This is a genomic window from Candidatus Poriferisodalis sp., from assembly GCF_965204125.1.
Taxonomy (GTDB): domain Bacteria; phylum Actinomycetota; class Acidimicrobiia; order Acidimicrobiales; family Poriferisodalaceae; genus Poriferisodalis.
Genome location: NZ_OZ241968.1, coordinates 347,753 through 374,321, shown reverse-complemented (window position 1 = coordinate 374,321; position 26,569 = coordinate 347,753). Strand labels below are relative to the sequence as shown.

The window sequence follows — 26,569 nt, the reverse complement described above, 5'->3', positions numbered from 1 at the left end:
CGCCACTAGCGTGACTGCCGCTCGCACGGCAACTGTGACAAATGGGGAGCTCACGATGCGCACCGGCCAGCAGTACAAGGAATCGCTCGCAGACGGACGCCTGACGTACTTCGAGGGCAAGCAGATCGACGACCTGGAGACCCACCCGATCCTGGGCCAGACGGTCGACGCCACGGCCGCGGGCTATGACCGCTTCTACGACCCGGCACCCGAGGCCATGTCGCCGCTGATGACCGTGCCGCGCAGCGCGGACGATCTGCGCGAGATGATCCCGATGCTGCATTCGGCGGGGATGATGGCTCACGTCACCTACACGTCCATCCAAACCCTGAAGACCGCCGCAGGCCGCATGGTCGACTCCAAGCCCGACTACATCGAGCGGATGGACGCCTTCATCAGCGAGGCGCAGGGCGACGACGTGCGGATCACCCAGTGCATCACCGACGCCAAGGGCGACCGCAGCCGGCCGCCGGCCCGCCAGGACGACCTCGACTCGTATGTCCGCGTGGTGGATCGCCAGCGGGACGGCGTGGTGATCCGCGGTGCAAAGCTCCACATCACCGGCGCTTCGTTCGGCCACGAGCTGCTCACCATCCCCACCAAAGCCATGAAGCCCGGCGAGGAGGACTGGTCGATCGGCTGCTCGGTGCCGGTGAACGCCCCCGGCGTCAAGATCATCAACACCACCTACGCGCCCCGCCACGAGGATCCCCGGGCGTTCCCCGTGTCGGGCGAGCACCACTATCCCGAGGGCTTCGTGATCTTCGACGACGTGTTCGTGCCCCACGAGCGCGTCTTCCTCGATGGCGAGACGCACTACGCCGCCGTGTTCGCCCATGCGCTGGGACTGTGGGAACGCCTCGGCGGACTGTCGGCCTTCGTGGAGGAAGCCGACCAGCTCGTCGGGCTGGCTCAGCTCGTGGCCGAGGCCAACGGCACAGCGGGGATCGGCCACGTCAAGGAGAAGATCTCCGAGTTGATCATCCACGCCACGCTGATCCGCGCTGCGCTGGAAGCGGCCATCGCTCACTGCTCGATCGGACCTGAGGGGGCGGCGTTCCCCAATGAGCTCTACACCAACGCCGGCAAGTTCCAGGCGGCGGCGAACTACAGCGCCATGGTGCGCCACCTCCATGACATCGCCGGCGGTGCCGTGCTGACGTCGCCGGTGCCAGCCGACTTTGAGAATCCCGACGTCGGCGCGCTGGCACGCAAGTACATGTCCACCCGCCACGATGTCGACGGCGAGTACCGGGCACGCCTGATGCACACCATCCGCGACCTCACCGCCGACTCCTACGGCGGCTGGAAGTTCGTGACCAATTTGCAGGCCGGCGGCGGCCTGTATGCCCAGCGCATCGTCACCCGCAAGCACTACGACCTCGACGCCGCCAAGCAGAAGGCGCTGGCCGTTGCGGGTCTCGCTGAAGCGGATCACTAACTCCAGCTCCCTTGACGGGGACGAAACATCCCGCGCGCCTAGGTTGAGCGCGTGAACGACGCTGCCGCTGCCGGGACGGTGCTCGTCTCCACGGCAGCGTTGACACAGCGGTTCGGATCAACGGTGGCGCTGGACGCGCTCGACATCCAGATGCGGCCCGGCGTGACCGGACTCGTCGGGGCGAACGGCGCCGGCAAGACCACGCTGCTCAATGCGCTGCTCGGCTTGCGCCCGCCGACCTCTGGTTCGGCCACGGTGCTGGGGCTTGATCCCCGCAGCCAGGGCGCCGCATTGCGGGCCAAGGTGGGCTTCGCCCCCGAGCGCGACGTGCTTCCCGACGAGATGCGGGCCGTCGATTTCGTGCGCCATCTGTCACAGGTACGCGGCCTGCCCCGCAGCGAGGCTCGCACCCGGGCATCGGACAGCCTGTGGCTGGTCGGGCTCGGCGAGGAGCGCACACGCACACTCGGCACCATGTCCACCGGTCAGCGCCAGCGCGTCAAGCTGGCGCAGGCCGTCGCGTCCGACCCGGAGCTGGTGCTGCTGGACGAGCCCACCTCGGGGCTCGACCCCACACAGCGCACCGAGATGCTCACGCTCATCGGCGAGATCAGCAACGAGCACTCGGTCAGCGTGGTCTTGTCGTCGCACCTGCTGGAAGAGGTCGAGCGGGTCTGCGACCACATCGTCGCCCTCGACGCGGGGCGCTTGGTCGCCGACGGGCCGATCGCCGAACTGGTCGGCGACGGCGAGGGCATCACGCTGGAACTGGTCGACATCGTCGAGCCCGCAGGGACCGTCAAAGCGGTCGAGAGCTCCCTGCGCAGCGCCGGCATCGATGTGCAGCGCACGGGCACCGTGCTACGACTCGGCGGCGCGGGACGAGATGAGCTCAGCGACCGGGCACGCGATGCCGTCGCCGATGCAGGGGCGCGCATCCGGCGTCTGGAAGCCCGCCAGCGCACGCTCGCCGACTTGTTCGAGGCGTCGGCGACATGAACGACGCAACCGGAGCCGCCGACGCTCGCGCCCAGGCGACCGAAGCTGACAACGCCGCGCAGATTCTCGACGAGCGCTACCGGCCCTACAGCGGCGCCCGCCATGGGCTCGCCGGCGCCATGCGCGCGTTGGTCGGCTCCTCGGTGAGATTTACGCTCGGGCTCGGGCGACCGGCCAGGCACAAGTTCCTGCCGTGGCTGGCCGTGGTGGTCGCCTTGGTTCCCGCAATCGTCTTCGTGGGCATCGCCACGGTGCTCGACATCGATCTGATCTCCGAGAACATCCTGCCCGAATACCACCAGTACTACGGCTTCATCGAGCTGGCGCTGTTCTTCTTCTGCGGGATCGTGGTTCCTGAGATCCTGGTGGCCGACCGCCGCAACGGAATGCTGTCGCTGTATCTGTCCACGCCATTGCGCCTGTGGAGCTACTTGGCGTCGAAGGCCGCCGCCGTGACTGTGACGCTGGCGGTCATCACCGTGGGGCCGCTGCTGTTCCTGCTCGTTGCCTACACCGTGGAGGGCTCGGGCCCCGACGGACTCGGCGACTGGCTGACAGTGCTGGTGCGGATACTGGGATCCGGCATCGCCATTGCCGCCACCATCACTGCCGCCAGCCTGGCGATCTCGAGCTTGACCGATCGGCGGGCATTCGCCGTGATCGGCATCATCCTCCTCCTGCTGGGCTCACAGTTCGTCACCGGCTTGCTCGTCGAAGTGGCCGAGATGGACCCTCGCATCTACGCGTTCAACCTGAGCGAGATGAGCGAGGCGCTCAAAGATCGGATCTTCGGCGTCGGACCGCCGGAATTGGGTGAAGACGACGCGTCTCCGGGGCTGCGAATCAGCGAGCTGTCCACGCTGTTCGTCGTGGCCGTGAATGCCGCCTGGCTCGCGGCCGGAGCAGCGGTGGTGTGGTGGCGCTATCGCCGGATCGAGGCTGGTTGATGAGTTCTCGACCTCGACCCGTGGCTGCTCCCCGTCCCGACGTTGCCGCGGACGAGCCGGGAGCCGCGGCCGTTGCCTCGGCTGCGCCGCCTGCAGGCATGGTGGAGGTGCACGGGGTGTCGAAGTTCTTCGGCGACGTGGTGGCCGTGTCCGACGTGACCTTCGCCGTCCGGGCCGGTGTCACGGCACTGCTGGGGCCCAACGGTGCAGGCAAGTCGACGCTGTTCCGCATGATGTGCGGGCTCACCCCGCCATCGCGGGGAACGGTGCGCGTGCTGGGAGCCGATGCCCGCAGTGACCGCGATGTGAGAGGCCGGATCGGACTGTCACCGCAGCAGGACGCCCTGTTCGACCGGCTTGACGCCCTCGAATTCACCGCCGTAGCAGCCGCTTCGCAGGGCGTGACCGACCCCGAAGCGGCTGCGCGACACGCTCTGGGCATCGTCGAACTCGACCCCGACGATGGTCGGCCGGTGTCGGGCTATTCCAAGGGCATGCGGCAGCGCACGAAGCTGGCAGCCGCGCTCGTTCACGATCCCGAGGTGCTGATCCTGGATGAGCCGCTCAACGGCCTCGACCCCGTTCAGCGACGTCGCATGATCGAGTTGCTCGAGGAGCTGGGCGCGCAAGGGCGCTGCGTGCTCGTGTCGTCTCATGTGCTCGAGGAAGTCGCCCGGCTCGGATCGCGAATCCTGGTGATTGCCCAGGGTCGCCTTGTCGCCAGCGGTGATTACCGAGAACTCCGGGAGCTGATGGACGACCGCCCGCACCGCATCAGCATCGAGGCTGATAGGCCCCGCGATCTCGCCGCAGCGCTGGTCACCTCGGGCACGGTGGTGGGGGTGCACATCGACGGAGATGTGGTGGTGGCGGACACGCTGGAGGTGGACCGCCTGGGACGCGAGATCGCGCCGCTGGCGAAGGACCTGGGCGCCCGGCTGCGTGAGGTCATCCCGCTCGACGAAGACCTCGAATCGGTCTTCCGCTACTTGGTGGAACGACGATGAGCGCCGCGCTCGACCCGCAGCCGCGCCGTGTCGGCGCTGTACGGGCGACGGCCCTGTGCTACCGCGTACTCATTCGCCAGATCGTCTCCGTTGGTCGCCTGGCGGCGCTCGGCGCGCTCGGGGCCATCATGGTCGTGGTCGGCTGGGTGGTGGGCAACTCCACGAATGGCGGCGCCCCCGCCAATGAAGGGGCGCTGTTCGACGGAGCCAACTATGCCGACGGTTTCGGCCTGATCATCATCGTTCCCATCGTCTCCCTGGTGTTCGCCGCAGCCTCGCTGGGCGATGTCCGCGATGACGGCACGCTCGTGTACCTGTGGCTGCGCCCCATGGGCCGTGCTCCGCTGGTGGTGGCTGCTGCTGCTGCGGCCGTCACGGTTTCGCTGCCGCTGTGCGTCATACCGACTGCTTTGGGCGGCTGGCTCGCGACCGACTTTGTTGCAGACTCAGGCGGCGTCGCGCTGGGCGCGCTGGCAGCTGCGGCGCTGGGGACCGTCGCCTATTCGTGCCTGTTCGTCCTGCTGGGCTTGCTGTTCCGCAAGGCCGTTCTGTGGGGGATCGCCTATGTGCTGCTGTGGGAGGGCCTGGCGGTGGGTCTCGGCGACTTTGCCGAGCGCCTGTCGCTGCGCGGCTACGCCCGTTCGGTGCTGGCGCGAATCGCCGACATCGATCTCGGCTTCACCACCTACGGGCTCGTTACCGCAGTCGTCGTGCTGGCCGCCGTCTCCGCCGTCAGTCTCGCCCTCGCCGCCGTGCGCCTCGCCCGCCTCAACGTCGACTGACCTGTCGTCTCCGCAGCGGGTGCGCCCGACGCTGAGTTCTCTTGTGTCGGGTCTACCCGACACAATGGGCGGGTGCGGCTGGTCATCCAGATCCCTTGCCTCAACGAGGCGGAGACACTGGGAGCAACACTGAGCGCACTGCCGCGCCGAGTGGAGGGCTTCAGCGAGGTGCTGTGGCTGGTCATCGATGATGGCTCCACCGACGACACGGTGAAGGTGGCTCGGAACCACGGCGCCGACGCCGTCGTCAGCCTCACGCAGAACAAGGGGCTCGCCGTGGCCTTCGCCAGCGGCATCGATGCGGCGCTGCGCATGGGCGCCGACGTGATCGTGAACACCGACGGCGACAACCAGTACGACGCGGGCGACATCAGCAAGCTGACCGAGCCGATCGTGGCCGGCCGCGCTGACCTGGTGATCGGCTCGCGCGACATCCGCAATCACCCGGAGTTCTCGCCGCTCAAGAAGCGGCTGCAGCGGCTCGGCTCGTGGACCGTCCGCCAAGCATCTGCGACCGACGTGGCCGATGTGACTTCGGGGTTCCGGGCCTACAGCCGGGAGGCTGCGCTCGCGGCGAACGTCGTGTCACGGTTCACCTACACGCTCGAGACGGTGATCCAGGCCGGCAAGTCGGACCTAGCGGTCACCGATGTGCCGGTGCGGGTGAATCCCACCACCCGGCCGTCGCGCTTGTTCAAGTCCAAGCGCCAGTACGTGCGCAGGGCGGCAGGCACCATCGCCCGCGTCTATGCGATGCACGAACCGCTGCGGGTCTTCGCCGTGCCTGCGGCACTGTTCGCTGCGGTCGGCATCTTCCTGTTCGCCCGCTTCGGGTGGTTCCTGGTGACCTCGGACGGCTCAGGTCATGTGCAGTCGCTCATCATCGGCGCCGTCGCGCTGCTCGTGGCCATGCAGCTCGTGATGCTCGGCGTCCTGGCCGACCTGCTGCGCGCCAACCGCGTCATAGCAGAACGAACTCTGCGCCGCGTCCGCGCTATAGAACTCGACGTCGGAGCGCTCAAGGAAGCAGAGCGTCGAACCCGGCCGGGTTCCGAAGCTACGAGATAACGACCACCACGTCGCCGGCGCCCACGGTGTCGCCCGGCTCGACCTTGATCTCGGTGACGGTGCCCGAGCGGTCGGCGTTGATGCTGTTTTCCATCTTCATGGCTTCGAGCACCACCACCCCCTCGCCGGCCGTGACCTCCTGGCCGATCTCCACGAGGATCTTGACGATGGTCCCCTGCATCGGCACGGTCACTTGACCGGTACCGGCGCCCGCAGAAGCGCCGCCGCTCGCGCGACGCGGGCGAGCAGCCGTGTTGGCCGCGTTGGCGGCTGGTGCCGATTCGGGCACCCACGCGCTCACCGAGAACCGTTTGCCGTCTACCTCCACCACGACATCGCGTCGCACGCGCGGTGTGTCTTCGCCGTCGGGTGCAGCGGGAGGTTCTGCGTCGGTCTTGCCGGTCACGCCGCTCAGGTCGAGCCGTTCTTCTACCCACTTCGTACTGTGGATGCCGGCCTGGAAGTCGTCTGAGGCCATGATCCGTGAGTGCGCCGCCGCAGTTGTCGCGACGCCGCCGACGCTCAGTTCGCTGAGGGCCCGCTGCATGCGGGCGATGGCGGTCGGGCGATCGGAGCCCCACACGACGAGCTTGCCGATGAGGTTGTCGTAGTACTGGCTGACGGTGTCGCCGGCCTCGTATCCGCCGTCCCAGCGAATGCCGAAACCGTCCGGCACCACCAGTGACGTCAGCGAGCCCGGGGACGGCAGGAAGCGACCGCCCGCGGGATCCTCGGCGTTGATACGCGCCTCGATCGCATGACCGACCGAGGTGACCTCCGACTGCGTGAACGACAGCGGCTCCCCAGCGGCCACCCGGATCTGCTCGCGCACTAGATCGATGCCGGTCACCATCTCGGTGACGGGGTGTTCCACCTGCAGGCGCGTGTTCATCTCCAGGTAGAAGAACTCGCCGTCCTGGTAGAGGAACTCCACCGTGCCGGCGTTCGTGTAGTTGCAGCCACGGGCCACGGCCACCGCCGCGTCGCCCATTGCCTTGCGGACGGCATCGTCGAGCAGGGGAGCGGGGCTCTCCTCCACCAGCTTCTGGTGCCGGCGCTGTGCAGAGCAGTCACGCTCGCCCAGCCACACGGCGTTGCCGTGGTGATCGGCGATGACCTGCATCTCGATGTGGCGGGGCCAGGTGAGGTAGCGCTCCATGTAGCACTCTCCGCGGCCGAAGAACGCCTCGGCCTCCCGCTGCGCCGATGCCAGGGCGGCTTCGATCTCGTCAGGGCTGCCGACAACCTTCATGCCGCGGCCGCCGCCCCCGTAGGCCGCCTTGATGGCGATGGGGTAGCCGTGTTCGTCGCCGAACGCTGCGACTTCGTCGGTGGAGGTAATCACCTCGGTGGTGCCGGGCACGCCGGCGACGCCGGAACGTTCGGCAGCCAAGCGGGCCGAGATCTTGTCGCCCATCACCTCGATGGCCTCGGGCGGCGGCCCCACGAACGTGACGCCCCGCTCGGTGATGGCGCGGGCGAAGTCGGCGTTCTCGGAATAGAAGCCGTACCCGGGATGGACTGCATCGGCGCCGCAACGGCCGATGACATCGAGAATCGCCTCGGTGTTGAGGTAGCTCTCGGCCGCGGTCTGGCCGCCAAGGGCGAACGCCTCGTCCGCGAGCCGCACATGCATGGCGTCACGGTCCAGTTCGCTGTACACCGCGACCGACGGAATGCCCAGCTCGCGGCACGCTCGGATGACACGCACCGCAATCTCGCCCCGGTTGGCGATGAGGAGCTTGCTGAACACGGATCAGGTCCCCAAATTGCCGGACATAGATGGGCGACGCTATTGCTCCCTGCTCATGTTCGCTACCGGTACTGTCGCTGCGTGCCTGCCGAGCACGACCCGGCGCAATTCGACTCACCGCACTTCAGGTCGGTCGCTAGCACCCGCTTCGTCGAGGTCGAGTGGCACGACGAGATCGGCTCCACCAACACCGAGCTGCTCGATCGGGCCCGCCGGGGGGCACCCGAAGGAATGGTGCTGATCGCCGATCTGCAGACCGCCGGCCGCGGTCGCCGCGGTCGCCGCTGGACGGCGCCGCCGGGCACCTCGCTCATGATGTCGGTGCTGCTGCGCCCGCCGCCGGACCTGCTGCCTCCGGCCCGGGCGGCCTTGGTGACGCTTGCCGTCGGGCTGGCCGCCGCCGACGCGTGCGAGCAGGTGAGCGGCGTACGGCCGCGGCTGAAGTGGCCCAATGATCTCGTGATAGCTGGCCCGACGGGTCCTGACGCGGCCGGCCACGACGCGGCCGGCCACGGCGCCGTTCGCCACGATCGCAAGCTGGCGGGCATTTTGGCCGAGTCCATCAGCACGCGGGGACTGCTGTCTGCGCTGGTCGTGGGCATGGGCCTCAACACCGGCTGGCCGGAGGTGCCCGCGGAGCTGGAAGGCGTCGCCACCAGCCTGAACCTGGAATCGGGGGCGCCGGTGGACCGCACGCTGCTGGCACGCCGGGTGCTCGAGGGTCTGGAGGCTCGCTACGAGTTGCTGTGCCGCGCCGCTGACGGCGCCGGAGCATCCGTCGTGCTGGACGAGGCTCGCCGGAATTCCGCCACGCTCGGTCATCGCGTGCGCGTCTCACTTGATGCGACGACGGGCGATGGCAACAGCCTCGAAGGTGTGGCGGGCGACCTCGATGCCGAAGGCAGATTGCTGATCACCGACGACGCCGGGGCGGTCCATACGGTGGCAGTCGGCGACGTGGTGCACCTGCGCCCGGCGTGAAGCGAAACACGGCCCCCGATCGGCGCGCGACAGACATCTGCTGCGTTGAGCGTCGGCGTCGGGTAGAACCGCAGTGCGGGCTGCGCTTGCCGTCGCTCGTGATACCCCCGACAGAGTGAGGACGCTGTGCCGCTGACTGTTTCAACAGACGCCTTCGAGGTGGTGACCGACCCCGCTGCTGCGCCGCCCACTGCCGCCGCGGACAGGCCGGTGCGCAGCGATGCGCTGGACACGCTGGGAGCCACGTCCAACTACCTGGCAGCCAGCGGCTTCGATGGCGCAGCGGGCAGCACCGCGCTGATGGCCGGCATCGCCGGCGCTGCTGACGACACCATGCCCATCGCCGTCGGGCTCGGTTCGGACGATCTCACTGCAGCGGACGTTCGCAAGGCGGCGGCGAATCTCTGGCGGGCGGCATCGAAGGTCGACTCGCTGACCTCAGCACTGGCGGCCGCTGCGGCCGACGATCTCGGTGCCGATGTCGCACTCGCGGCAGTGGTCGAAGGCATGCTCCTGGCCTCCTACGGGTTCAACGAGCACAAAGGCGAACCGCCCGAAGCCGACGCGCTCGGCCGCGTTGTGCTCGCAGCGCCCGACGGCACCGACACGACGGCAGCCGTCGGCCGTGCCGCCGCTGTGGCCGGCGGCATTGCCCTGGCCCGCGACCTCGTCAACCAGCCAGCCGGCGCGCTCACCGCGAGCGGCCTCGCCGACGCCGCAACCGAGGCCATCGAGGCGGCCTCTGCAGACGGCGATCCCGCGGCCGGCACTGCATCGGTGGAGGTGTGGGACCGCGAACGACTGGAGGCGGAGCGATGCGGTGGGCTCCTGGGTGTCAACGCGGGCTCCACAGAGCCACCGGCGCTCATCCGCATGCGCTGGCAGCCGACCGCTGAGCCGCGCGCCACTGTGCACCTCGTCGGCAAGGGCATCACATTCGACACGGGCGGGCTCAACCTCAAGACGTTCGAGGGCATGGAGTGGATGAAGATCGACATGGGCGGCGCTGCCGCCGTCATCGGCGCGATGAGCGCGATCGTCCGGCTGGCGCCCGATGTCGCGGTCACGGGCATCTGCTGCTGCACCGACAACCAGCCCGGACCCACGGCCACCAAGCCCGGCGATGTGCTGCGCATCCGCAACGGCAAGACCGTGGAAGTGCTGAACACCGACGCCGAGGGTCGGCTCGTGCTCGCTGACGGTCTGTCGCTCTCGGTCGAAGAGGAGCCAGACCTGGTTGTCGACCTCGCCACGCTGACGGGTGCCTGCATGGTGGCGCTCGGCGACAAGTACGGCGGGCTCATGGGCAACGACCCGGCAGCGATCGAGCGTGCCGAGGCTGCGGCAAGCGCCGCCGGCGAGTTGCTCTGGCATCTGCCGCTGCCGCCGGAGTACCGCGAGCAGCTCGACTCGCCGATCGCCGACCTGCGCAACATCGGCAAGAACCGCTACGGGGGCACGCTCCACGCAGGCCTGTTCCTGTCAGAGTTCGTGGGCGAGACGCCATGGGTGCACTTCGACATCGCGGGACCCGTGCGTACCGACGCCGACGCCGGCGAGCTGTCCAAGGGAGCGTCCGGCTTCGGTGTGCGCACGCTGGTGGAGCTGATCTGCGGTTGGTGACCGGGCGCTAGCCGCCGCGGCGGGTGCATCGCTGCGCCCATGCCCATGCCGTTGCCTCGTTTGCGGCATGAGGCGCGAGCCCCAGCGTCACCAGGCGCTCGGCTGATTCGTGCAGGCCGTGGCCGAGCATCAACATGCACGACGCGAGCAGGCGGGTCTCGCCGACTGAGAAGTCCGCACGCCCGTCGGTGCGCGACCAGCGTCCGACCTCATCGCGCAGCTCTTGGGGCATCCGGTCGTACAGCCGGCGTGGCACGGGCGGCAGCAGGCGGCGAACCATCAGCACGGCATCATCGGCGAACTGCGCCAGGTGGAACATGGCGCAGCGGTCGATGGTGCGCATGAAACTGCTCGTGCGGCCTCCGCGGTGCTGAAGCCCGAGTCGCCGGGCGGTGGAGTCGAGATCGAGTCGCAGGTCTTCTCCTGGGGCCAGTTCGTCGAACTCCCGTGCGAGCAGACGCAGAAACCAGACGGCGCTCGGGCCCAGGATGGCGACCCAGAAGCGCTCCACGTAGGCCGAGCGCGGATCGTGGCCACGGCGTCGCAAGCTGGGGTCATCCCACGGCCGCGCCAGCAGGACACGCAAAGGCTCGCTTGTGGCCGCTGGGACCAGCGGCTCGCTCGGCACAGTCGCCGTGCCGCCGACGAGCTGCAGGTTGACCGCTGCAGCCTCGCTGCTGGCAGTCGCGGGCGGGGGAGTCGTCGGCATGTGGTCGGTTCGCATCGAGGTCTCCTTCAGCGTGTCGTGTCGCGTCCGGCCGGGACCGGCGTTCGTGAGCGGTTGACGTGCTGTATATCAAAACATACTTATACAACATGAAATATACTTTTAATCACACAAATCTCGTCAAACCTGGTACCCGGCGATCAGTCAGACTGTGAGGCATGAGCCCAGCCGAGACGGACCGCGGGCCTGATGCGGGTTCCGACACCGATGACGACGTTCGAACGGTGGCCGGGTGGATCGATGAGGCGAACGCCATCACGGTGCTGACCGGCGCCGGGATCTCCACCGACTCGGGAATCCCGGACTTCCGCGGTCCCAATGGCGTATGGACCAAGAACCCCGCTGCTGAGAAGCAGGCGACGCTGCAGAACTACCTGGCTGATCCCGAGGTGCGCGTGCTGGCCTGGCGGGCGCGCATGGATCACCGTGCGTGGGGTGCCGAGCCCAACGACGGGCACCGAGCCCTGGTGCAGCTCGAGCGCCGCCGCAAGCTGGTGTCGCTGCTGACGCAGAACGTGGACGGGCTGCACCACGACGCCGGCTCGGACCCCGACAAGATCGTGGAGGTGCACGGCACCATCCGCGAGGTCGCATGCCTGGAGTGCGACTACCGCGCGGACATGGGCGTGGTGCTCGACCGAGTGCGGCTCGGCGAGGACGACCCGCCGTGCCCGCAGTGCGGCGGGATTCTCAAGAGCGCCACGATCAGCTTCGGCCAGCAGCTCGTGGCGCGAGACCTGCTGCGTGCGCAGATCGCAGCCGAGAACTGCGACCTGATGCTGGCCGTCGGAACGACGCTGGCCGTGTATCCCATCGCGGCGGTGGTGCCAGCGGCCAAATCGGCGGGTGCGCGTGTCGTGATCGTCAATGCGGAGCCCACCGAGATGGACCACCTCGCCGACATGGTGCTCCGTCGATCCATCTCCGAAGTGCTCCCCCAGATCTGCGGCGGCGCTAAAACCCGACCTGTTGGGTAGGATTTAGGGCCTGAGCCTGGTCTGGGGACTGGGCGTTATCGAACGTGACTCCATCGTTCCAGACACCGGGCGACGAACAGGGAGGCCCCGATGCCCTCGTTCCGCGAACTGCTGACAGCGACCAAGCGCGAGATCACCGAGATCACGACGGCCACGGCGGCAGAGTGGATCGCCGACCGTTCTCCGGTGGTGCTCGATGTGCGCGAGCCCGACGAGTACGAGCAGGGTGCGCTTGCCGACGCGATCCACATCCCACGCGGCCACCTCGAGGCGCAGATAGAGAACCGGCTGCCCGATCACGACGCCGAGATCATCGTCTACTGCGCCGGCGGCGTGCGCTCGGCCTTTGCCGCAAAGACGCTCGCCGAACTGGGATACCCGAACGCGGTGTCCATGGACGGCGGCTTCGGCCAGTGGAAGGACGAAGGCCGGCCGTGGTCCACCCCGGCCTCGCTCGGTGCCGAGCAGCGCAACCGGTACCAGCGACACCTGCTGCTGCCCGAGGTGGGCGAAGCCGGACAGCTCAAGCTGCTCGACGCCAAGGTGCTCATGCTCGGCGCGGGCGGCCTCGGCTCGCCGGCTGCGCTCTACCTGGCAGCTGCCGGTGTCGGCACGCTCGGCATCATCGACATGGATGTGGTCGACGAGTCCAACCTGCAGCGCCAGATTCTCCACAACGTCGACCGCGTCGGCGACCGCAAGGTCGACTCGGCCAAGAAGACGCTGACCGCGCTGAACCCGGACGTCAACGTGGTCACCTACGACACGCGGCTCGGCGCCGACAATGTGCTGGAGATCCTGTCGGGCTGGGACGTGATCGTGGACGGCGCCGACAACTTCCCGAGCCGGTACTTGCTCAACGATGCGTCCGTCAAGCTGGGCATACCCATAGTGCACGGCTCGATCTTCCGCTTCGAGGGCCAGGTCACCGTGTTCGACCCGCAGCATGGGCCGACCTATCGCGACTACCTGCCCGAGCCCCCGCCGGCAGAACTTGCCCCGTCGTGCGCGGAAGCCGGTGTGCTCGGGGTGCTGCCGGGAATCGTGGGCTCGATCCAAGCGCTCGAAACCATCAAGCTGATCCTCGGTGTCGGTGATTCGCTGTCGGGCCGCATCGTCGCCTTCGACTCGCTGGAGATGACCTTCCGCGAATTCCGGCTGCGTGCTGACCCCGCCAATGAGGTCACTTACGCCAACCGTGAGCGCATCACCGTCAGCGAGCTCGACGGTCTCTGCAGCCCCACGCTGAGCTAAGCCGCGACGGCAGCGGGGCCGGGGGGCACCGGTACGCTGCGGGACCATGGCCCAGAAGCGGTTCGTCGTGATCGGCGGTGGCCCGGCGGGTCACTCGGCGGCTACCTATGCGGCGCGCTACGGCGCAGACGTGACGCTGATCGAGCGCGACATCGTGGGCGGCTCCGCCCACCTGCGCGACTGCGTGCCGTCCAAGACCATGATCGCCACCGGCTCGGCGCTCAGCTTCGCCGGTCATCTCGACGAGCTGGGCCTCGCCAATGTGTCCACATCGGTGGACACCCCGCACCTTCGCCAGCGCATCGGCGACATCGAGGACCGCCTCGCTGAGGTTGCCCGGCAGATGCTGGTCAGCCAGGGTGTGCGGATACTGTCGGGCTCGGGCCGCCTGCTCGGGCCCAACGAAGTCTGCGCAGATACCGCCGACGGAGCCGTGGAGCTGTCGGCCGATGTCGTCGTGCTGTCGACCGGCAGCCGGCCCCGCATCCCCGAGTGGGCGCCCATCGACGGCGAGCGGGTCCTGACCACCCGGGACGCTTACCCGCCCGCAGAGCTGCCCGAGCACCTTGTCGTGGTGGGCTCGGGGGTGACCGGCGTCGAGTTCGTGCACATGTTCACCTCGCTGGGCTCCCAAGTCACGCTGATCGTGAGCCGACAGCAAGTGCTGCCCCACAAAGACCCCGAAGCCGCCGCAGTGCTGGAGCAGACCTTCAGTGATCTCGGCGTCGCCATGCTCAAGGGCGCACGTGCGGTGAACATCGTGCGTGACGGCGACGCGGTCGAGGTCGTGTGCAGCGACGGCCGCACGGTGCGCGCCACGCACGCCCTGCTCGCCATCGGCTCGATCCCCAACAGCGACGGCTTGGGCTTGGAGAACACCGAGGTGCGAGTCGACGGCGAGGGCTATGTGGATGTCGACCACAACCTGTGCTCGTCGGTGCCGAGCATCTATGCGGCGGGCGACCTGTCGGGCAAGCTGCCGCTCTCGTCGGTGGCGGCAATGCAGGGACGCAAGATCGTGGAGCACGCCATGGGCCTGCACGAGACCCGCCCCCACCGCCATCTCGACTACGACAAAGCGGCATCGGCCATCTTCACCGAGCCCGAGATCGCCGATGTCGGACTCGCCGAGGCGGAGGCCTTTGCCACTGGTCGCAAGATCCGCGTCACCAAGGTGCCGTTCGGCGCGAACGCCAAGGCACTGATCGAGGAGAACCCCCGGGGTTTCGTGAAGATCGTCTCCGATCCGCTGACCGGCCAGGTGCTGGGCGGTTCCATCGTGGGTCGGCACGCGGCCGAGCTGATCTCCGTGGTGGCTCTCGCTGTCAGCGCGAACCTGCGCGTCCAGGACATCGCCGAGAGTTTGTTCGTGTATCCGTCGTTGAGCGAGGCCCTCTCCGAGGCAGCTGAGTGAGCCACCGCAGCTGGCGGACTCGCCTCATTCTGATCTCGCTGGCGGTGCTGACCCTCGCCGGAGCGGCCGCGACCGGCGCGTCTGCATTCGTGCTGCTGCAGCTCGGGCGGATCGAACGGCACGAGCTGGCCGATGTGCTGACATCTGCTCCCCAGCAGCCGGTGACCGCCGCCGACGTGCTGATCGAGCAGCCGGCCACGATGGCGGCGAATCCTGACAGCTCGGCCGGCAGCGGCATGAGCAGTGACGAAGCGGGTGCCGTTGGCGACGACGTTTCGGCGGGTGACGAGTCGGATGCCGTGTCGGATTCGTCAGGAATTGCGGACCGGTCCGCTGGTCAGCCGGTACTGCCGGGTGGTCCAACCGGGGAGAACTACCTGCTCGTCGGCACCGACAGCCCCGTGGGACTCGCTGCCGACGATCCGCTGCGCGCCGGGCACTCGGACTACAACCGGCTCGCGGACGTGATCATGGTGATCCGCCTGCGCGACGACGGCACGGCGGCGATGATGTCCATCCCGCGGGACTTGGCGGCCGAGATCGCCGGCACGAGCGATATCGCTGGCACCGGCGTCATGGCCAAGATCAACAGCGCCTACAACCGTGACCGCACCACGGCAGCGCGCGCTGCGCGCTTGATCGACACGGTCGAGGAGAACCTCGACATCACCTTGCAGCACTTTGTCGAGGCGGATTTCCAGGCCTTTTTGCGGCTGGTTGACTCCGTCGGCGGCGTCGAGATGACCTTCGACCGGCCGTTGCGAGACCAGCCGAAAGAGAACGCCACCGATCCGACGGAGAGCCGGAGCGGGTTCGTCACCGGGGCGGGCACCCATCTCCTCGACGGCAGGAAGGCGCTTGCATATGTCCGCAGCCGTCATCTCGAGGAACAGCTGCCTGACGGGACTTGGCAGCGGCACGGCGCCTGGAATGACCTCGCCCGCACCGACCGCCAGCGCGAATTCATGCGCGTCGCAGCTGCGCAAGTCGCACCCGCGTTGCTTGCCAACCCGATCAATCTGCTCGCAGTGCTGGACATCGCAGCCGACCACCTGTCCACGTCCGACACGCTGAGCATCGTGAACGACGGCCGGAGACTCGCGGACAAGTTCGCCGGCCTCGACGTCGATGCCGACGTCGAGGACTACGAGCTGCGGGTCGTTGACGTGCACGACCCAGTGAGATGGTCGCTCGGGCTCGATCCGCAGCGCGCTGAGCACAATCAACGGGTACTGGACGTGTTCCGGGGCATCGGCTGGGACGACATCGTGGAGTCGCGGGTGCGAGTGCAGGTGACCGGGACGGCGCGGCACCAGGTGGCTGCAGAGCTGAGCGAACTGGGATTCGATGCGCAGGCAGCGGGGCCGATGCCGGAGGGCATCTCGGACGGGCTGGCGGGCACCGTCGTGTATCTGGCCCCGCAGGGACGGCTCGCTGCCGGCCTGCTGGCCAGTCACCTGCTGCCTGTGCCAGACTTCGCCGGCCATGCCGAGCTTGACGCAACCACGGTGATCCTGCACGTCGGCGACGAGCCGCCTCGCATCGATCCCGGCCACCGGAGGGTCGACGTGCCTTCCGCCGACCAGCTGGCGCCATGAGCGGCACATCGCCCGAGCAACGCATCCTCGTCGTCGGCGCGGGCTACGTCGGCCTCACGACGGCGGCGTGCTTCGCCCACCTCGGCCATGACGTCATCTGCGCGGACATCGACCGGGCCAAGGTGGCGTCCCTGTCGGCTGGCGTGGTGCCCATTCGCGAAGCCGATCTGGATCGGCTCGTCGCTGAAGGCATCGCTGCGCGACGCCTCCGGTTCGTGATCTCGGCCGAAGCCGTTGCGGCCACGTGCGACTTCGTCTTCGTCTGCGTGCCGACTCCGTTGCGTGCCGACGGCGAAACAGAGCTCAGCTACTTGCTGGCAGCGCTCGATTCGGTGGCACCTCGCCTGCAGCCCGGCTCGGTGGTGGTGACGAAGTCGACCGTGCCGGTGGGAACAGCGCCCAAGATTGCGGCGGCGCTCGGGCGCACCGATGTGGCGCTGGCGTCGAATCCCGAGTTCCTGCGGGAGGGCTCGGCGGTGGCCGACTTCCTGTCACCCGACCGGATCGTCATCGGGGCCGAAGATCTCTCGGTGGCACGCCGGGTCGCGGCGCTGTATGCCCGTGTGGAAGCACCGGTCATCCTGAGCGATCCGACCTCGGCCGAAACCGTCAAGTACGCGGCAAATGCCTTTCTGGCCGCCAAGGTCTCGTTCGTGAATGCGCTGGCCGCCGTCTGCGAGGCGGTCGGCGCCGACGTCGACACGGTTCTTGCGGGCGTCGGCACCGATCACCGCATCGGCTCGGCGTACCTGCAGCCCGGCCCCGGCTGGGGCGGTTCGTGCCTGCCGAAAGACACCCGCGCCTTGGTATCGGTCGCCAACGACGCCGGGTACGTCTTCGACCTGCTCGAAGGCGTCATCGCGGTCAACGAGCAGCAGCTCGACCGGGTGGTGGCGAAGGTCGCCCGGATGGTCGTGGGCGGGCCAGACCGGGTGACGGATCCGGCTGCCGGTGATGGAGCCCCGGGATCTGTTGATCTCGACGGTGTCACCGTGGCGGTGATGGGTCTCACCTTCAAAGCCGGCACCGATGACCTGCGCGGCTCTCCCGCACTGCGGGTCGCCGAGCGGCTGAGCGCGACCGGTGCACGCCTCGTGGCGTACGACCCGGCCCTGAGCAACCTCGACGACCGGCCCGATATCGCGTCACAGCTGCCCGCGGTCCTGCACGTTCGAGACTCAGCGTTCGAAGCCCTGCATGGCGCCGATGTGGCCGTCGTGCTGACCGAGTGGCCTGAGTTCGCGGCCCTCGACTGGGAGCGGGCCGCATCGGAGATGGCCGCGGCTCGCGTCGTCGACGCCCGCAACCTGCTCGACGCCAACCAGCTGCGCGCCGCAGGCTTCACCTACGAGGGTCTCGGCCGGCGCTGAGCGCCGGCGCGGACGGCACAGCCGCCGCTGAACCCCCTGCCGCCCCCCGCGGCGGGCGCACCCATTAGCCCCGAGCGCCGGTAGCTTGTCGCCCCGTATGGCGAGATCAGCCGCTGCCAAAAAGGTTGCCAAAGCAGCGAGCGCCGGCGGGAGCGGCAGGAGCTTTCGACCCCGGCGCGACATCCTGTTCCCGGCGGCGATGCTGCTCGTCGTCCTCTTGGGCGTGGTGCTGATCCTGGTGGCACGCAACGAGCGGTCGTCGAATGCCCCGGCAGGCCCGCCGCGGCTCGGCGATCACTGGCACTCGCTCTACGCGATCTACGACTGCGACGACTTCATCCTCGACCTGTACCCCAACGACGTCGACGACCAGTCGGGCATCCACACGCATGGCGACGGGCTCATCCACATCCATCCGTTCCACACCGGCGTGACGGGCCAGTTCGCCACCGTGGGTGCGTTCATGCGCGAGATCGAGTTCGAGCTGACCGACTCGAGGATCGAGCTGCCCGACGGGACCATCCTCGACGAGTCTGGCGAAGGCTGCGCATCCCCTGATCCCGACAGCGACGACGCCGACGTCGCCGAACCGGGCGCAGAGCTTCGCATCATGCGCTGGGAGACCTTGCAGGCAGAGAAGGCGCTGGCGTTCACAGAGGATCTGCGCGATGTGCGCTTCCTCGACGACGGCCAGATCTTTGTGTTCGCTTTCGTCCACCCGAGCGTGGAGAACGCGGACGTTCCGCGACCAGACGACGCATTCCTGCGGGCCTACCTCAATCTGCCGCCCGAGGATCAGCCCCTGATCGATGGCTCTACCGAAGAAGGACCGGTGCTCGACGACGGCAGCGGGACTGAGCCGGTCGAGGGCGACCTTCCGGCCACGTCGGAGCCCTCGGAGACCTCCGAGCCCGCTGAGTGAGGGCGATCCTGCTGCTGGGCGGCTTCGGCACCCGGCTGCGGCCGCTGACCAACGACACCCCCAAGCAGATGCTGCCGGTGTGCGGGCGTCCGATGATCGAGTGGGTCTGCGAGCATCTGCACCGCCACGGGGTCGATGAGATCGTGCTCTCGCTGGGCTACCGGGCCGAGGCGTTCACCGCGGCCTACCCGCATGGTCGCATCGGGCAGCTCGCATACCAAGTGGCCGTCGAGCCTGGCCCGCGCGGCACGGCGGGCGCTGTGCGGTTTGCCGCGGAGGCCAGCGACATCACGGGCACCTTTCTGGTGCTGAACGGCGACGTGCTGACCGACCTCGACGTGGGCGCACTTGTGAGCCTTCATGCCAGTTCGGGAGCGGAAGCCACCATCGCGCTGCAGCCGGTGGCCGATCCGTCGCCATACGGCCTCGTGGTGACCGATCCATCGGGCCGGGTGCTGTCGTTCTCGGAGAAGCCGGAACCGGGTTGGGCCCCTGCAGCGCTGCCGCGAGGAGGCGAACGGCCCACGATCAGCGCTGGGACCTACGTGCTGACCTCGGCGGTGCTCGATCGCATCGCGCCCGACCGGCCCGTCTCCATCGAGCGGGAGATCTTCCCCCAGATAGTCGCGGACGGGGCGCTGGCAGCGCTGGTTGCCGACACGTACTGGCTCGACACGGGCACGCCGCAGCAGTACCTCGCTGCCAACTTGGACATTCTCGCTGGCCGCCGTGGCGCCGCCAGGGTGATCGATGGCATCGCGGCGTCGTCGGACGGGCTTCATCCCGACGCGCAGATGCGCACGTCGGTCATCGGCCGCGGGTGCGAGATCGGAGCTGGTGCTGTGGTGCAGCGGTCAGTGGTGGGGGATGGCTGCCGCCTCGCCGCCGGCGCCATCGTGATCGACTCGGTGCTCGGCGCGGGCGCTGTCGTGGGAGCCGGGGCAACACTCTGCGATTACTCGGTGGTCGGCAGCGGCGAGCAGGTCGCCCCTGGTGCCGTGCTGCGCGCACAGCGCCAACCGCCGCCCGAGCCGGTGTCTGACAGCTAGCGGAACAGGTCCTCGGCGGGATCCCTGACGATCTCCGAGCGCACCGAGGCACGCCGCAGCCAGCTCGGGTCGACTCCGCGCACGATCGCAACCGGCACACCCCGTGCCTTGCCGCACACCAAGTCGGCAGCAGAGGCGATCTCGTCGGCCACGCACACTTCGGTGACCATCAGCTCCCGCCCCAGCGCATCGGCCGTGCCCTTCAGGTCGACGACGGCGGCGATGCCCGCGCAGCCGATGGCCACATCGGTGACGCCGCGCCGCCAAGGGCGCCCGAATGTGTCGGAGATGATCACCCCGACGGCGCAGCCCGACAGCGCCCGTATGCGGTCTCGGATCTTGTTGGCGGAGCGGTCGCTGTCGTCGGGCAGCAGCGCGGCGTAGCCCCGTTCGACGTTGGACAGATCGATGCCTGCGTTTGCGCAGATGAATCCGTGCTTGGTCTCGCTGATGATGAGGTCGCCCCGCCGGCGCAGGATGCGGACCGACTCGCGCTCGACCAGCGGCTTGTGCGACAGCGGGTCCTCGGGGTCGATCTGCTCCATGGCGCCCTCGGCCTTGGAGACGATCTTCTGCGTCACGACGAGTACGTCGCCGTCGCGTAGGCCGGCGGGTGACGCCTCGCAGGCGCTCGCGATGACGGCACCGAGATCAGCACCGAGTGTGATTTCGCCGATGCCTTCGAGCGGGTGCAGTTCGATGGTCATGTGCTCATTCTTGCGCTGACGCCTTCCAACGTCGCTCGGGCCAGTCCGGCCGCACGGTCGGGGTCGGCCATGATCGTGTCGGTCACCACCGGCGTCATCCCCGCCTGGGCGACGGCGGGAGCGAGTTCGGTGTCAGCGTGGTCGATCACCAGCGTGCCTGCGAATCCGGCGTAGAGCCGCGCCACGCCGACCACGCTGGGCTCGTGACCCAGCTCGCGCATCATGGCGCCGGCAGGCCCCTTGATCGATGCGCCGCCCACGATGGGTGACACGGCGACGACGCTGGCGCGCCGGCTGCTCAGCGTCTCGCGCACCTGCGGCACGTCGATGACGGGGCCGATCGAGACAAACGGGTTCGACGGCGCGACCACCACCGTGCCGGCAGTGCTCAAGGCGTCCAGCACACCCGGCGCGGGCCTGGCCCGCTCGATGCCTGCGAAGCGAACCGAGCGCACGGCGATGCCGTGCTGTTGCGCGACGAAATAGTCCTGGAAGTCGATCTCCGCAGCCCCGTCAGGCTCAGACGGCGTGATGCGGGTGGCGATGGGATCGTCGCTGACCGGCAGCAGCGTCAGCTCGAGCCCGAAATTGGCAGCAATCTCGCCGGTGACCTGCGACAGCGATGCGCCCTCGCTGCGTCGCTGCGTGCGGAACAGGTGCAGCGCAAGATCCAGATCGCCGAGCTTGAACCAGTCCTGCCCGCCGAGCCGCCCCAGCTCGGTGAGCACACGCCAGGTCTCGCCGGCGCGGCCCCAGCCGGTCTCGGGGTTGATCTGGCCGGCGAGCGTGTAGGTGACCGTGTCGAGATCGGGGCTGATGTGCAGGCCGTGCAGCGTGAAGTCGTCGCCGACATTCACAATTGCGGTGACATCCGCAGGCCGGCAGACGCGCAGCAGCCCGCTGAGGAACCGGGCGGCGCCGACACCTCCGGCCAGCACGGCGACGGCTCGAGAGTTCGGGGCGGTCATGCCGAGGCTGGTCCGGGTGGGCAGTCTGGTGCTGCTGTGTTGGCCTGCTGGCCGGCGGCCAGCGACACAGCGGCGGCACGCAGGCTGCGGCTCGTGCTGCCCGGAGCCGACGGTGCTGCGACACCTGCCGCATCCGACGGCGTTGCGTAGCTGCTCGGGCTCCACACCTCATAGCCACTGCCGTCGGCCCGTACCTGCACCTCATAGAGAGCCGTGTTCTGGAGTCCCAAGATCGTGGCAGGCGAGCTGACGTCGCGCAGCCTCATCCACTGACCCCCGACAGGCCGGTATCTGATCCGGTAGCCGGACGGTCCGCTGCTGCCGACCGTTGCCGGGGCCTCCCAGCGGATCTCGAGGGCACCGTTGAGCGGCTGCACCGACACGTCGCGGGGAACACCGGGTGTATCTGCGCGGGGATCGCACTCGCGGTCCAGGCCTCTCAGCGCATCGGCTGCCGCCGCCGCTGCGGAATCGGACACTGCGACGGGCCCGCCGAAGACCGTGAGCTGTACGGTGCCCGCATCGGGAACCGGGCCGGCCAGGAATCTGCGTGTCGCATCGGGCAGCACCGGCTCGGACAGCAGCAGCGGTGCCCGTCGCAGACCTAGCAGTGCGCCGCCGACCAGTGCGTCGGGGAACTTCCGGCCATCGGCGAGGCCGAACTCATCGGACCCGAAGCAGCGGTCTGCCAGCGCTCCGGCGATCTCGGCGGCCGTCTCGAATCGGTCCTGACCCCACAGGCGCTGCACTCTGATGCCTGCAGCGGTGAGCTCAGTCTCGACCGAGGGCGCGACCGCCGCCGGTCCGCCGGCAATCAGCACCTGTTGGATCGAGTAGTCGGCGGTGAAGTTCTTGACCGCCGTCGGCAGCCGGCCGGGCTCGGTGAGCAGCACGGGATGCGGGCCGGAGAAGGCAAGCGGCGACAGTGCCAGGGCGTCGGCGAACTTCTCCCCGGTCGCCAGCAGAGCAGTACGGCGCCCATCCCCGCAGTAATCACCGATCTCGCGGACTTCGATCTCGCGGGCGATGTTGACCACGGTCCGGTAGCGGTCGGAACCCTCCAGCCGGCCGGGTCTGCCGCTGATCAAGCCGGCCAGCGCATCTTCGACGTCATCGGAAATGGCAGTGGTGCCGCCGGCGATGATGATGTCGTCGATCGGGTGCCGCTGGATGAAATCGCGGGTTGCGGGGTGCAGCTCATCGGGCGGCGACAGCAGGATCGGTGCATTGTGCACGCGTGCCAGCGGGGTGGCTGCCAGCGCGTCGGCGAAGGATTCGCCGGAGGCCACGATGGCCGTGTCGATGGGACCAGCGGCGGCTGCATACTCCTCGGCGATCTTCGCTGCGGTCTCATAGCGGTCGGCACCCCACAGCCGGTCCGAATCGACACGTGACGCAGCTCCCGCTGCGTTTCCGGTCCCGACGATCGCTGTTGCCGCCAGCAACATCGCCGCTGCCGCCCGCGACGGGCGATACCAGCCGAGATGCGGGCGGCGTGCCATCCGCGGCACCGTACCGGAACCCGTCGTCCATGCGGGTGAGGGCTGTCCTTCCCGCTCTTGTTCCCGATTCTCATGCGATAGGGCTCACGGGCCGCTCGGGCCACGGCTTCGCCTCAGGGGCTGACTTCACAGCATCGGCGGCGACCCGTACCCTGAACTGCGCCCCTACACGCCTGCCCTGTAACCGGAGAACCGGAGCTGATCCGTGCCGACGGCCCTCATCACCGGAATCACTGGCCAGGACGGCCAATACCTGGCCGAGTACCTGCACGGCGAGGGCTACCGGGTAGTCGGGCTGATGACCGGTCAGCACAATCCGCGCTCGGAGACAGTGGCGGCCGATCTGCCCTATGTCGAGCTCGTGCCGGGCGACCTCGCAGACCTCGCATCGCTCATCGCAGCACTCGAATACACCCAACCCGACGAGGTGTACAACCTCGGCGCCATCAGCTTCGTGGCGCTGTCGTTCAAGCAGCCCGAGCTGACTGCCAATGTCACCGGTCTCGGCGTGCTGCGCATGCTGGAAGCCATTCGCCTCGTGGGCGGTGTGAACAACCCGATCCGCTTCTACCAGGCCTCCTCCAGCGAGATGTTCGGCAAGGTGCGCGAGACACCCCAGAACGAGCTGACGCCGCTGCACCCGCGCAGCCCCTACGGCTCGGCCAAGGTGTTCGGGCACAACACCACTGTGAACTACCGCGAGAGCTACGGGCTGTACGCCTGCAGCGGCATCCTGTTCAACCACGAGTCCCCCCGGCGCGGCCTCGAATTCGTGACCCGCAAGGTCACCAACGCCGTCGCACGCATCAAGCTCGGACTGCAGGACGAGGTGGCACTCGGGAACCTCGACGCCAAGCGCGACTGGGGTTTCGCCGGCGACTACGTGCGGGCGATGCATCTCATGCTCTCCCAGCCCGAGCCCGATGACTACGTCATCGCGACGGGCAAGACGCACGCAGTGCGCGACTTCGTGCAGCTCGCCTTCGCCGCAGCCGGCATCGACGACTGGGAGCGTTACGTGCGGATCGATGCCCGGTTCTTCCGGCCTGCAGAGGTCGACCTGCTGGTCGGCGATGCCTCCAAGGCTGCAAGGGAACTGGGATGGATGCCGCAGATGTCATTCGAAGAGCTGGTGACGTCGATGGTCACCAACGACATCGAGATCGAGCGGCGCAAGCTGAAGTGACGACTCCACTGCGGGATTCCTGCCCCAGGGGCAGCAGATGGCACCGGCGCGTTCGGGCGCGAGCGCGGGCGGCATTCGGCGCAATATCCGACCGGCAGCACCCGCAGGCCGGTACCACTACAGGGGTGCGGGAACTCCCTAGGTCGCGGCACGCCACGGCGAGGCGGCGCCGGCTCGCCGGCATGGCCGTGGCGTGTGCGGTGACGGCTGGATCCCTGGCGTTCGCGGTGCCGCCGGCAGGCGCACAGTCCGCTGAGCCGGCCCCGAGTGTGATCGTCGTGGAGGGCCGGGGTTTCGGGCATGGCAATGGGCTCAGCCAGTGGGGTGCGCTGGGCTATGCCGTCGACCATCGCTGGACAAGTGACCAGATCGTCAAGCATTACTACAGCAACACCACCCAGTCCTCCGTGAGCAACCGCGATGTCTGGGTGCATCTCACGGGCAACGACCGAAATGACCTGCTGGTCACGTCTGCCTCGGCGTTCACCGTGGCCGGCCGGAGCTTCGACGGCGGTGACGTCGTGCGGATCGGTGTCAGCTCTGGCGATTTCTGGGTGCGCTCAGACGCAGGCTGCGGGCGTCGCGGTGAGCTAGTGACCGACGGGCTCTCTGCGTCGAGCCGTCGCGGCGACCGGTACGTCGAAGCCGTCCCGTCGAACAGCGACTACGCCGTGGACGATCAGTCGCAACTCTTGGTGATGATCTACTGCGATGGACGCGACACGGCGGTGGAGTCGAGACGGGTCGCTTACCGGGGCGTCCTCGGCGTGGTGGATCAGAACGGCCCGTTCGCATTCAACCGGGTCCCGCTGGAGCAGTACCTGCGCGGCGTCGTGCCCAACGAGAGCCGTCCGCATTGGGGTGCTGAAGGTGACGGGCGCGGTATCGCCGCTCTTGAGGCCCAGGCAATCGCTGCGCGCTCGTACGTGCTCTCGCTGGCGGCCGCGCGCGCAAGCAGCGGAAGCCAGGGGCGGTTCACCGACACGTGCGACACCGCGAGATGCCAGGTGTATTTCGGCGCCGCCCGCGACGGGAACGCGCTCGATCACGGAACCCGGTACATCCACACCAACACCGCAATCCGGAACACGGCGGGCCATGTTCGCGTCCATGATGACGGATCGATTGCGTTCGCTGAATTTCACGCGTCGAGCGGCGGCTGGACGGCCGGGCTTGACGAGGGGTCCCGATTCCCTGGCGTTCAGGATCTCGGCGACTCGACGGCCGGCAATTCCAACCATGCATGGGAGTTCCGCATCAGCAGATCGGACATCGAGGCGGCCTATCCGAGCATCGGCAGCCTCGTGTGCATCGAGGTCACGCACCGCAACGGCAACGGCGCGTGGGGCGGGCGGACCCGCGGCCTGCGCATCGTGGGCACCGATGGCGTCGAGGACGGGCAGTGGAACCGCTGGGCACGCGATCCCTTCCGCAAGAAATTCGCTCTGCGGTCCGACTGGTACCGCTTCCCTCAGTTCCCCGATGGCCAGCCCTGCGAGCGGCCTGCTTCTGGCACCCCGGATCCGCCGGCAGAGACGGACAGCCCCGGCTTGTGGGTGCTGAAGTCTGACGGCACCGTCCTTGCCGACGGCTCCGCAGAGCATCTCGGCAACGGAACCGTGTCTTCGTCGGGCAGGTTCACGGCCATGGCTGCCCATCCGGACGGTGACGGTTACTGGCTCGCGACCTCCGGCGGCGACGTCCAGTCCTTCGGCGACGCCGACTATCACGGGAACGCGGTCGGCGCCGGGGGGGCCGAGTCCGTCGTGGCGATGGCTGCTCATCCGGACGGTGACGGTTACTGGCTCGTGACCAGCCAGGGCGACGTGTTCGCATTCGGAGCTGCCGGACACTGGGGGGCCCTCGCGCACCTTTGGCTAGCTGCTGCGGTCGTCGACATCGAGGCTTCGCCGACTGGCGACGGCTACTGGCTGGCGCTCGACGACGGGCGCGTCCTGGCATTCGGCGACGCACGCGATCTCGGTTGCGGACCGCTGCTGCGCTCTGGCATGGCCGGCATCGGTCTTGCGGCCGCGCCGGACGGCGGCGGCTATTGGCTTGCCGGTGCCGATACGGCAGTGCACGCCATCGGCGCGGCAGATCATCACGGCGATCGAGCCGATCGCCAGAACCGGCTGCGCGCTGTCGGATTTGCTGCCACATCCAGTGGATACGGCTACTGGCTGGTGTGGAGTGACGGCACCAGCTTCAACTACGGGGACGCGCCGGATTACCGCACCTCCCGGGCGGGGCTCGGCGTCGTCGCTGCCGAATCGGTGCCCTAGGAGGCTGAG

Annotated in this window: 22 protein-coding genes; 17 read left to right on the top strand and 5 right to left on the bottom strand. The window is 68.3% G+C overall.

Annotated elements, in window-relative coordinates; all coding sequences use genetic code 11:
* The first annotated feature begins 55 nt into the window (after window positions 1–55).
* From ACOGXD_RS01920 to ACOGXD_RS01895, 6 genes are all read left to right on the top strand, one after another.
* Complete coding sequence (locus tag ACOGXD_RS01920; RefSeq protein WP_419916245.1) at window positions 56–1,441, top strand: 4-hydroxyphenylacetate 3-hydroxylase N-terminal domain-containing protein; 1,386 nt, start codon at window positions 56–58, stop codon at window positions 1,439–1,441.
* A gap of 51 nt (window positions 1,442–1,492) precedes the next feature.
* Window positions 1,493–2,440: an ABC transporter ATP-binding protein gene (locus ACOGXD_RS01915; protein WP_419916244.1), complete on the top strand. Its 948-nt coding sequence runs from the start codon at window positions 1,493–1,495 to the stop codon at window positions 2,438–2,440.
* Window positions 2,437–3,387: an ABC transporter permease gene (locus tag ACOGXD_RS01910; RefSeq protein ID WP_419916243.1), complete on the top strand. Its 951-nt coding sequence runs from the start codon at window positions 2,437–2,439 to the stop codon at window positions 3,385–3,387. The genes ACOGXD_RS01915 and ACOGXD_RS01910 overlap by 4 nt, the downstream gene beginning before the upstream one ends.
* On the top strand, window positions 3,387–4,394 hold the full coding sequence (locus ACOGXD_RS01905; protein WP_419916242.1) for an ABC transporter ATP-binding protein: 1,008 nt from the start codon (window positions 3,387–3,389) through the stop codon (window positions 4,392–4,394). The genes ACOGXD_RS01910 and ACOGXD_RS01905 overlap by 1 nt, the downstream gene beginning before the upstream one ends.
* On the top strand, window positions 4,391–5,176 hold the full coding sequence (locus ACOGXD_RS01900) for an ABC transporter permease (protein WP_419916241.1): 786 nt from the start codon (window positions 4,391–4,393) through the stop codon (window positions 5,174–5,176). Before ACOGXD_RS01905 ends, ACOGXD_RS01900 begins: the two co-directional genes overlap by 4 nt.
* 72 nt (window positions 5,177–5,248) lie before the next feature.
* Entirely contained in the window at window positions 5,249–6,244 is a 996-nt protein-coding gene (locus ACOGXD_RS01895) for a glycosyltransferase family 2 protein (protein WP_419916240.1), read from the top strand.
* Here ACOGXD_RS01895 and ACOGXD_RS01890 read toward each other — a convergent pair.
* A complete protein-coding gene (locus ACOGXD_RS01890) occupies window positions 6,234–7,997 on the bottom strand; it encodes an acetyl/propionyl/methylcrotonyl-CoA carboxylase subunit alpha (RefSeq protein WP_419916239.1) in 1,764 nt (587 codons plus the stop codon). The genes ACOGXD_RS01895 and ACOGXD_RS01890 overlap by 11 nt on opposite strands.
* A gap of 81 nt (window positions 7,998–8,078) precedes the next feature.
* On the opposite strand from ACOGXD_RS01890, the gene ACOGXD_RS01885 reads away from it, so the two are divergent.
* Complete coding sequence (locus ACOGXD_RS01885) at window positions 8,079–8,978, top strand: biotin--[acetyl-CoA-carboxylase] ligase (RefSeq protein ID WP_419916238.1); 900 nt, start codon at window positions 8,079–8,081, stop codon at window positions 8,976–8,978.
* A 126-nt stretch (window positions 8,979–9,104) separates the two neighbouring features.
* Window positions 9,105–10,601: a leucyl aminopeptidase gene (locus tag ACOGXD_RS01880; protein ID WP_419916237.1), complete on the top strand. Its 1,497-nt coding sequence runs from the start codon at window positions 9,105–9,107 to the stop codon at window positions 10,599–10,601.
* A 7-nt stretch (window positions 10,602–10,608) separates the two neighbouring features.
* On the opposite strand, the gene ACOGXD_RS01875 is transcribed toward ACOGXD_RS01880, so the two are convergent.
* Entirely contained in the window at window positions 10,609–11,325 is a 717-nt protein-coding gene (locus ACOGXD_RS01875; protein WP_419916236.1) for a hypothetical protein, read from the bottom strand.
* Window positions 11,326–11,486: 161 nt separating this feature from the next.
* Here ACOGXD_RS01875 and ACOGXD_RS01870 point away from each other — a divergent pair, with 161 nt between their 5' ends.
* The 7 genes from ACOGXD_RS01870 (at window position 11,487) to ACOGXD_RS01840 (ending at window position 19,912) form a co-directional block, all read left to right on the top strand.
* Window positions 11,487–12,305, top strand: coding sequence for an SIR2 family NAD-dependent protein deacylase (locus ACOGXD_RS01870; protein ID WP_419916235.1), 819 nt, complete (start codon window positions 11,487–11,489; stop codon window positions 12,303–12,305).
* A 90-nt stretch (window positions 12,306–12,395) separates the two neighbouring features.
* Complete coding sequence (gene moeB, locus ACOGXD_RS01865) at window positions 12,396–13,559, top strand: molybdopterin-synthase adenylyltransferase MoeB (protein ID WP_419916234.1); 1,164 nt, start codon at window positions 12,396–12,398, stop codon at window positions 13,557–13,559.
* A gap of 46 nt (window positions 13,560–13,605) precedes the next feature.
* Window positions 13,606–14,973, top strand: coding sequence for an FAD-dependent oxidoreductase (locus tag ACOGXD_RS01860; protein ID WP_419916233.1), 1,368 nt, complete (start codon window positions 13,606–13,608; stop codon window positions 14,971–14,973).
* A complete protein-coding gene (locus ACOGXD_RS01855) occupies window positions 14,970–16,571 on the top strand; it encodes an LCP family protein (protein WP_419916232.1) in 1,602 nt (533 codons plus the stop codon). Before ACOGXD_RS01860 ends, ACOGXD_RS01855 begins: the two co-directional genes overlap by 4 nt.
* Window positions 16,568–17,941 carry a UDP-glucose dehydrogenase family protein gene (locus ACOGXD_RS01850; RefSeq protein WP_419916231.1) on the top strand — a complete coding sequence of 458 codons (1,374 nt, stop codon included), beginning with the start codon at window positions 16,568–16,570 and terminating at the stop codon, window positions 17,939–17,941. Before ACOGXD_RS01855 ends, ACOGXD_RS01850 begins: the two co-directional genes overlap by 4 nt.
* 97 nt (window positions 17,942–18,038) lie before the next feature.
* Window positions 18,039–18,863 carry a hypothetical protein gene (locus ACOGXD_RS01845; RefSeq protein ID WP_419916230.1) on the top strand — a complete coding sequence of 275 codons (825 nt, stop codon included), beginning with the start codon at window positions 18,039–18,041 and terminating at the stop codon, window positions 18,861–18,863.
* Complete coding sequence (locus tag ACOGXD_RS01840; RefSeq protein WP_419916229.1) at window positions 18,860–19,912, top strand: sugar phosphate nucleotidyltransferase; 1,053 nt, start codon at window positions 18,860–18,862, stop codon at window positions 19,910–19,912. Before ACOGXD_RS01845 ends, ACOGXD_RS01840 begins: the two co-directional genes overlap by 4 nt.
* Here ACOGXD_RS01840 and cofE read toward each other — a convergent pair.
* The 3 genes from cofE to ACOGXD_RS01825 are packed head-to-tail and all read right to left on the bottom strand — an operon-like array spanning window position 19,909 to window position 23,089.
* Window positions 19,909–20,619 (bottom strand): coenzyme F420-0:L-glutamate ligase, encoded by a 711-nt coding sequence (cofE, locus tag ACOGXD_RS01835; RefSeq protein ID WP_419916228.1) that lies wholly within the window; start codon window positions 20,617–20,619, stop codon window positions 19,909–19,911. The two genes, ACOGXD_RS01840 and cofE, sit on opposite strands and share 4 nt — an antisense overlap.
* Window positions 20,616–21,587 (bottom strand): 2-phospho-L-lactate transferase, encoded by a 972-nt coding sequence (cofD, locus tag ACOGXD_RS01830; RefSeq protein ID WP_419916227.1) that lies wholly within the window; start codon window positions 21,585–21,587, stop codon window positions 20,616–20,618. The genes cofE and cofD overlap by 4 nt, the downstream gene beginning before the upstream one ends.
* Window positions 21,584–23,089 carry a cell wall-binding repeat-containing protein gene (locus tag ACOGXD_RS01825; RefSeq protein WP_419916226.1) on the bottom strand — a complete coding sequence of 502 codons (1,506 nt, stop codon included), beginning with the start codon at window positions 23,087–23,089 and terminating at the stop codon, window positions 21,584–21,586. Before ACOGXD_RS01825 ends, cofD begins: the two co-directional genes overlap by 4 nt.
* A gap of 205 nt (window positions 23,090–23,294) precedes the next feature.
* On the opposite strand from ACOGXD_RS01825, the gene ACOGXD_RS01820 reads away from it, so the two are divergent.
* Entirely contained in the window at window positions 23,295–24,275 is a 981-nt protein-coding gene (locus ACOGXD_RS01820; protein ID WP_419916225.1) for a GDP-mannose 4,6-dehydratase, read from the top strand.
* A 200-nt stretch (window positions 24,276–24,475) separates the two neighbouring features.
* Window positions 24,476–26,560 (top strand): SpoIID/LytB domain-containing protein, encoded by a 2,085-nt coding sequence (locus tag ACOGXD_RS01815; protein WP_419916224.1) that lies wholly within the window; start codon window positions 24,476–24,478, stop codon window positions 26,558–26,560.
* The last annotated feature ends 9 nt before the right edge of the window (window positions 26,561–26,569 follow it).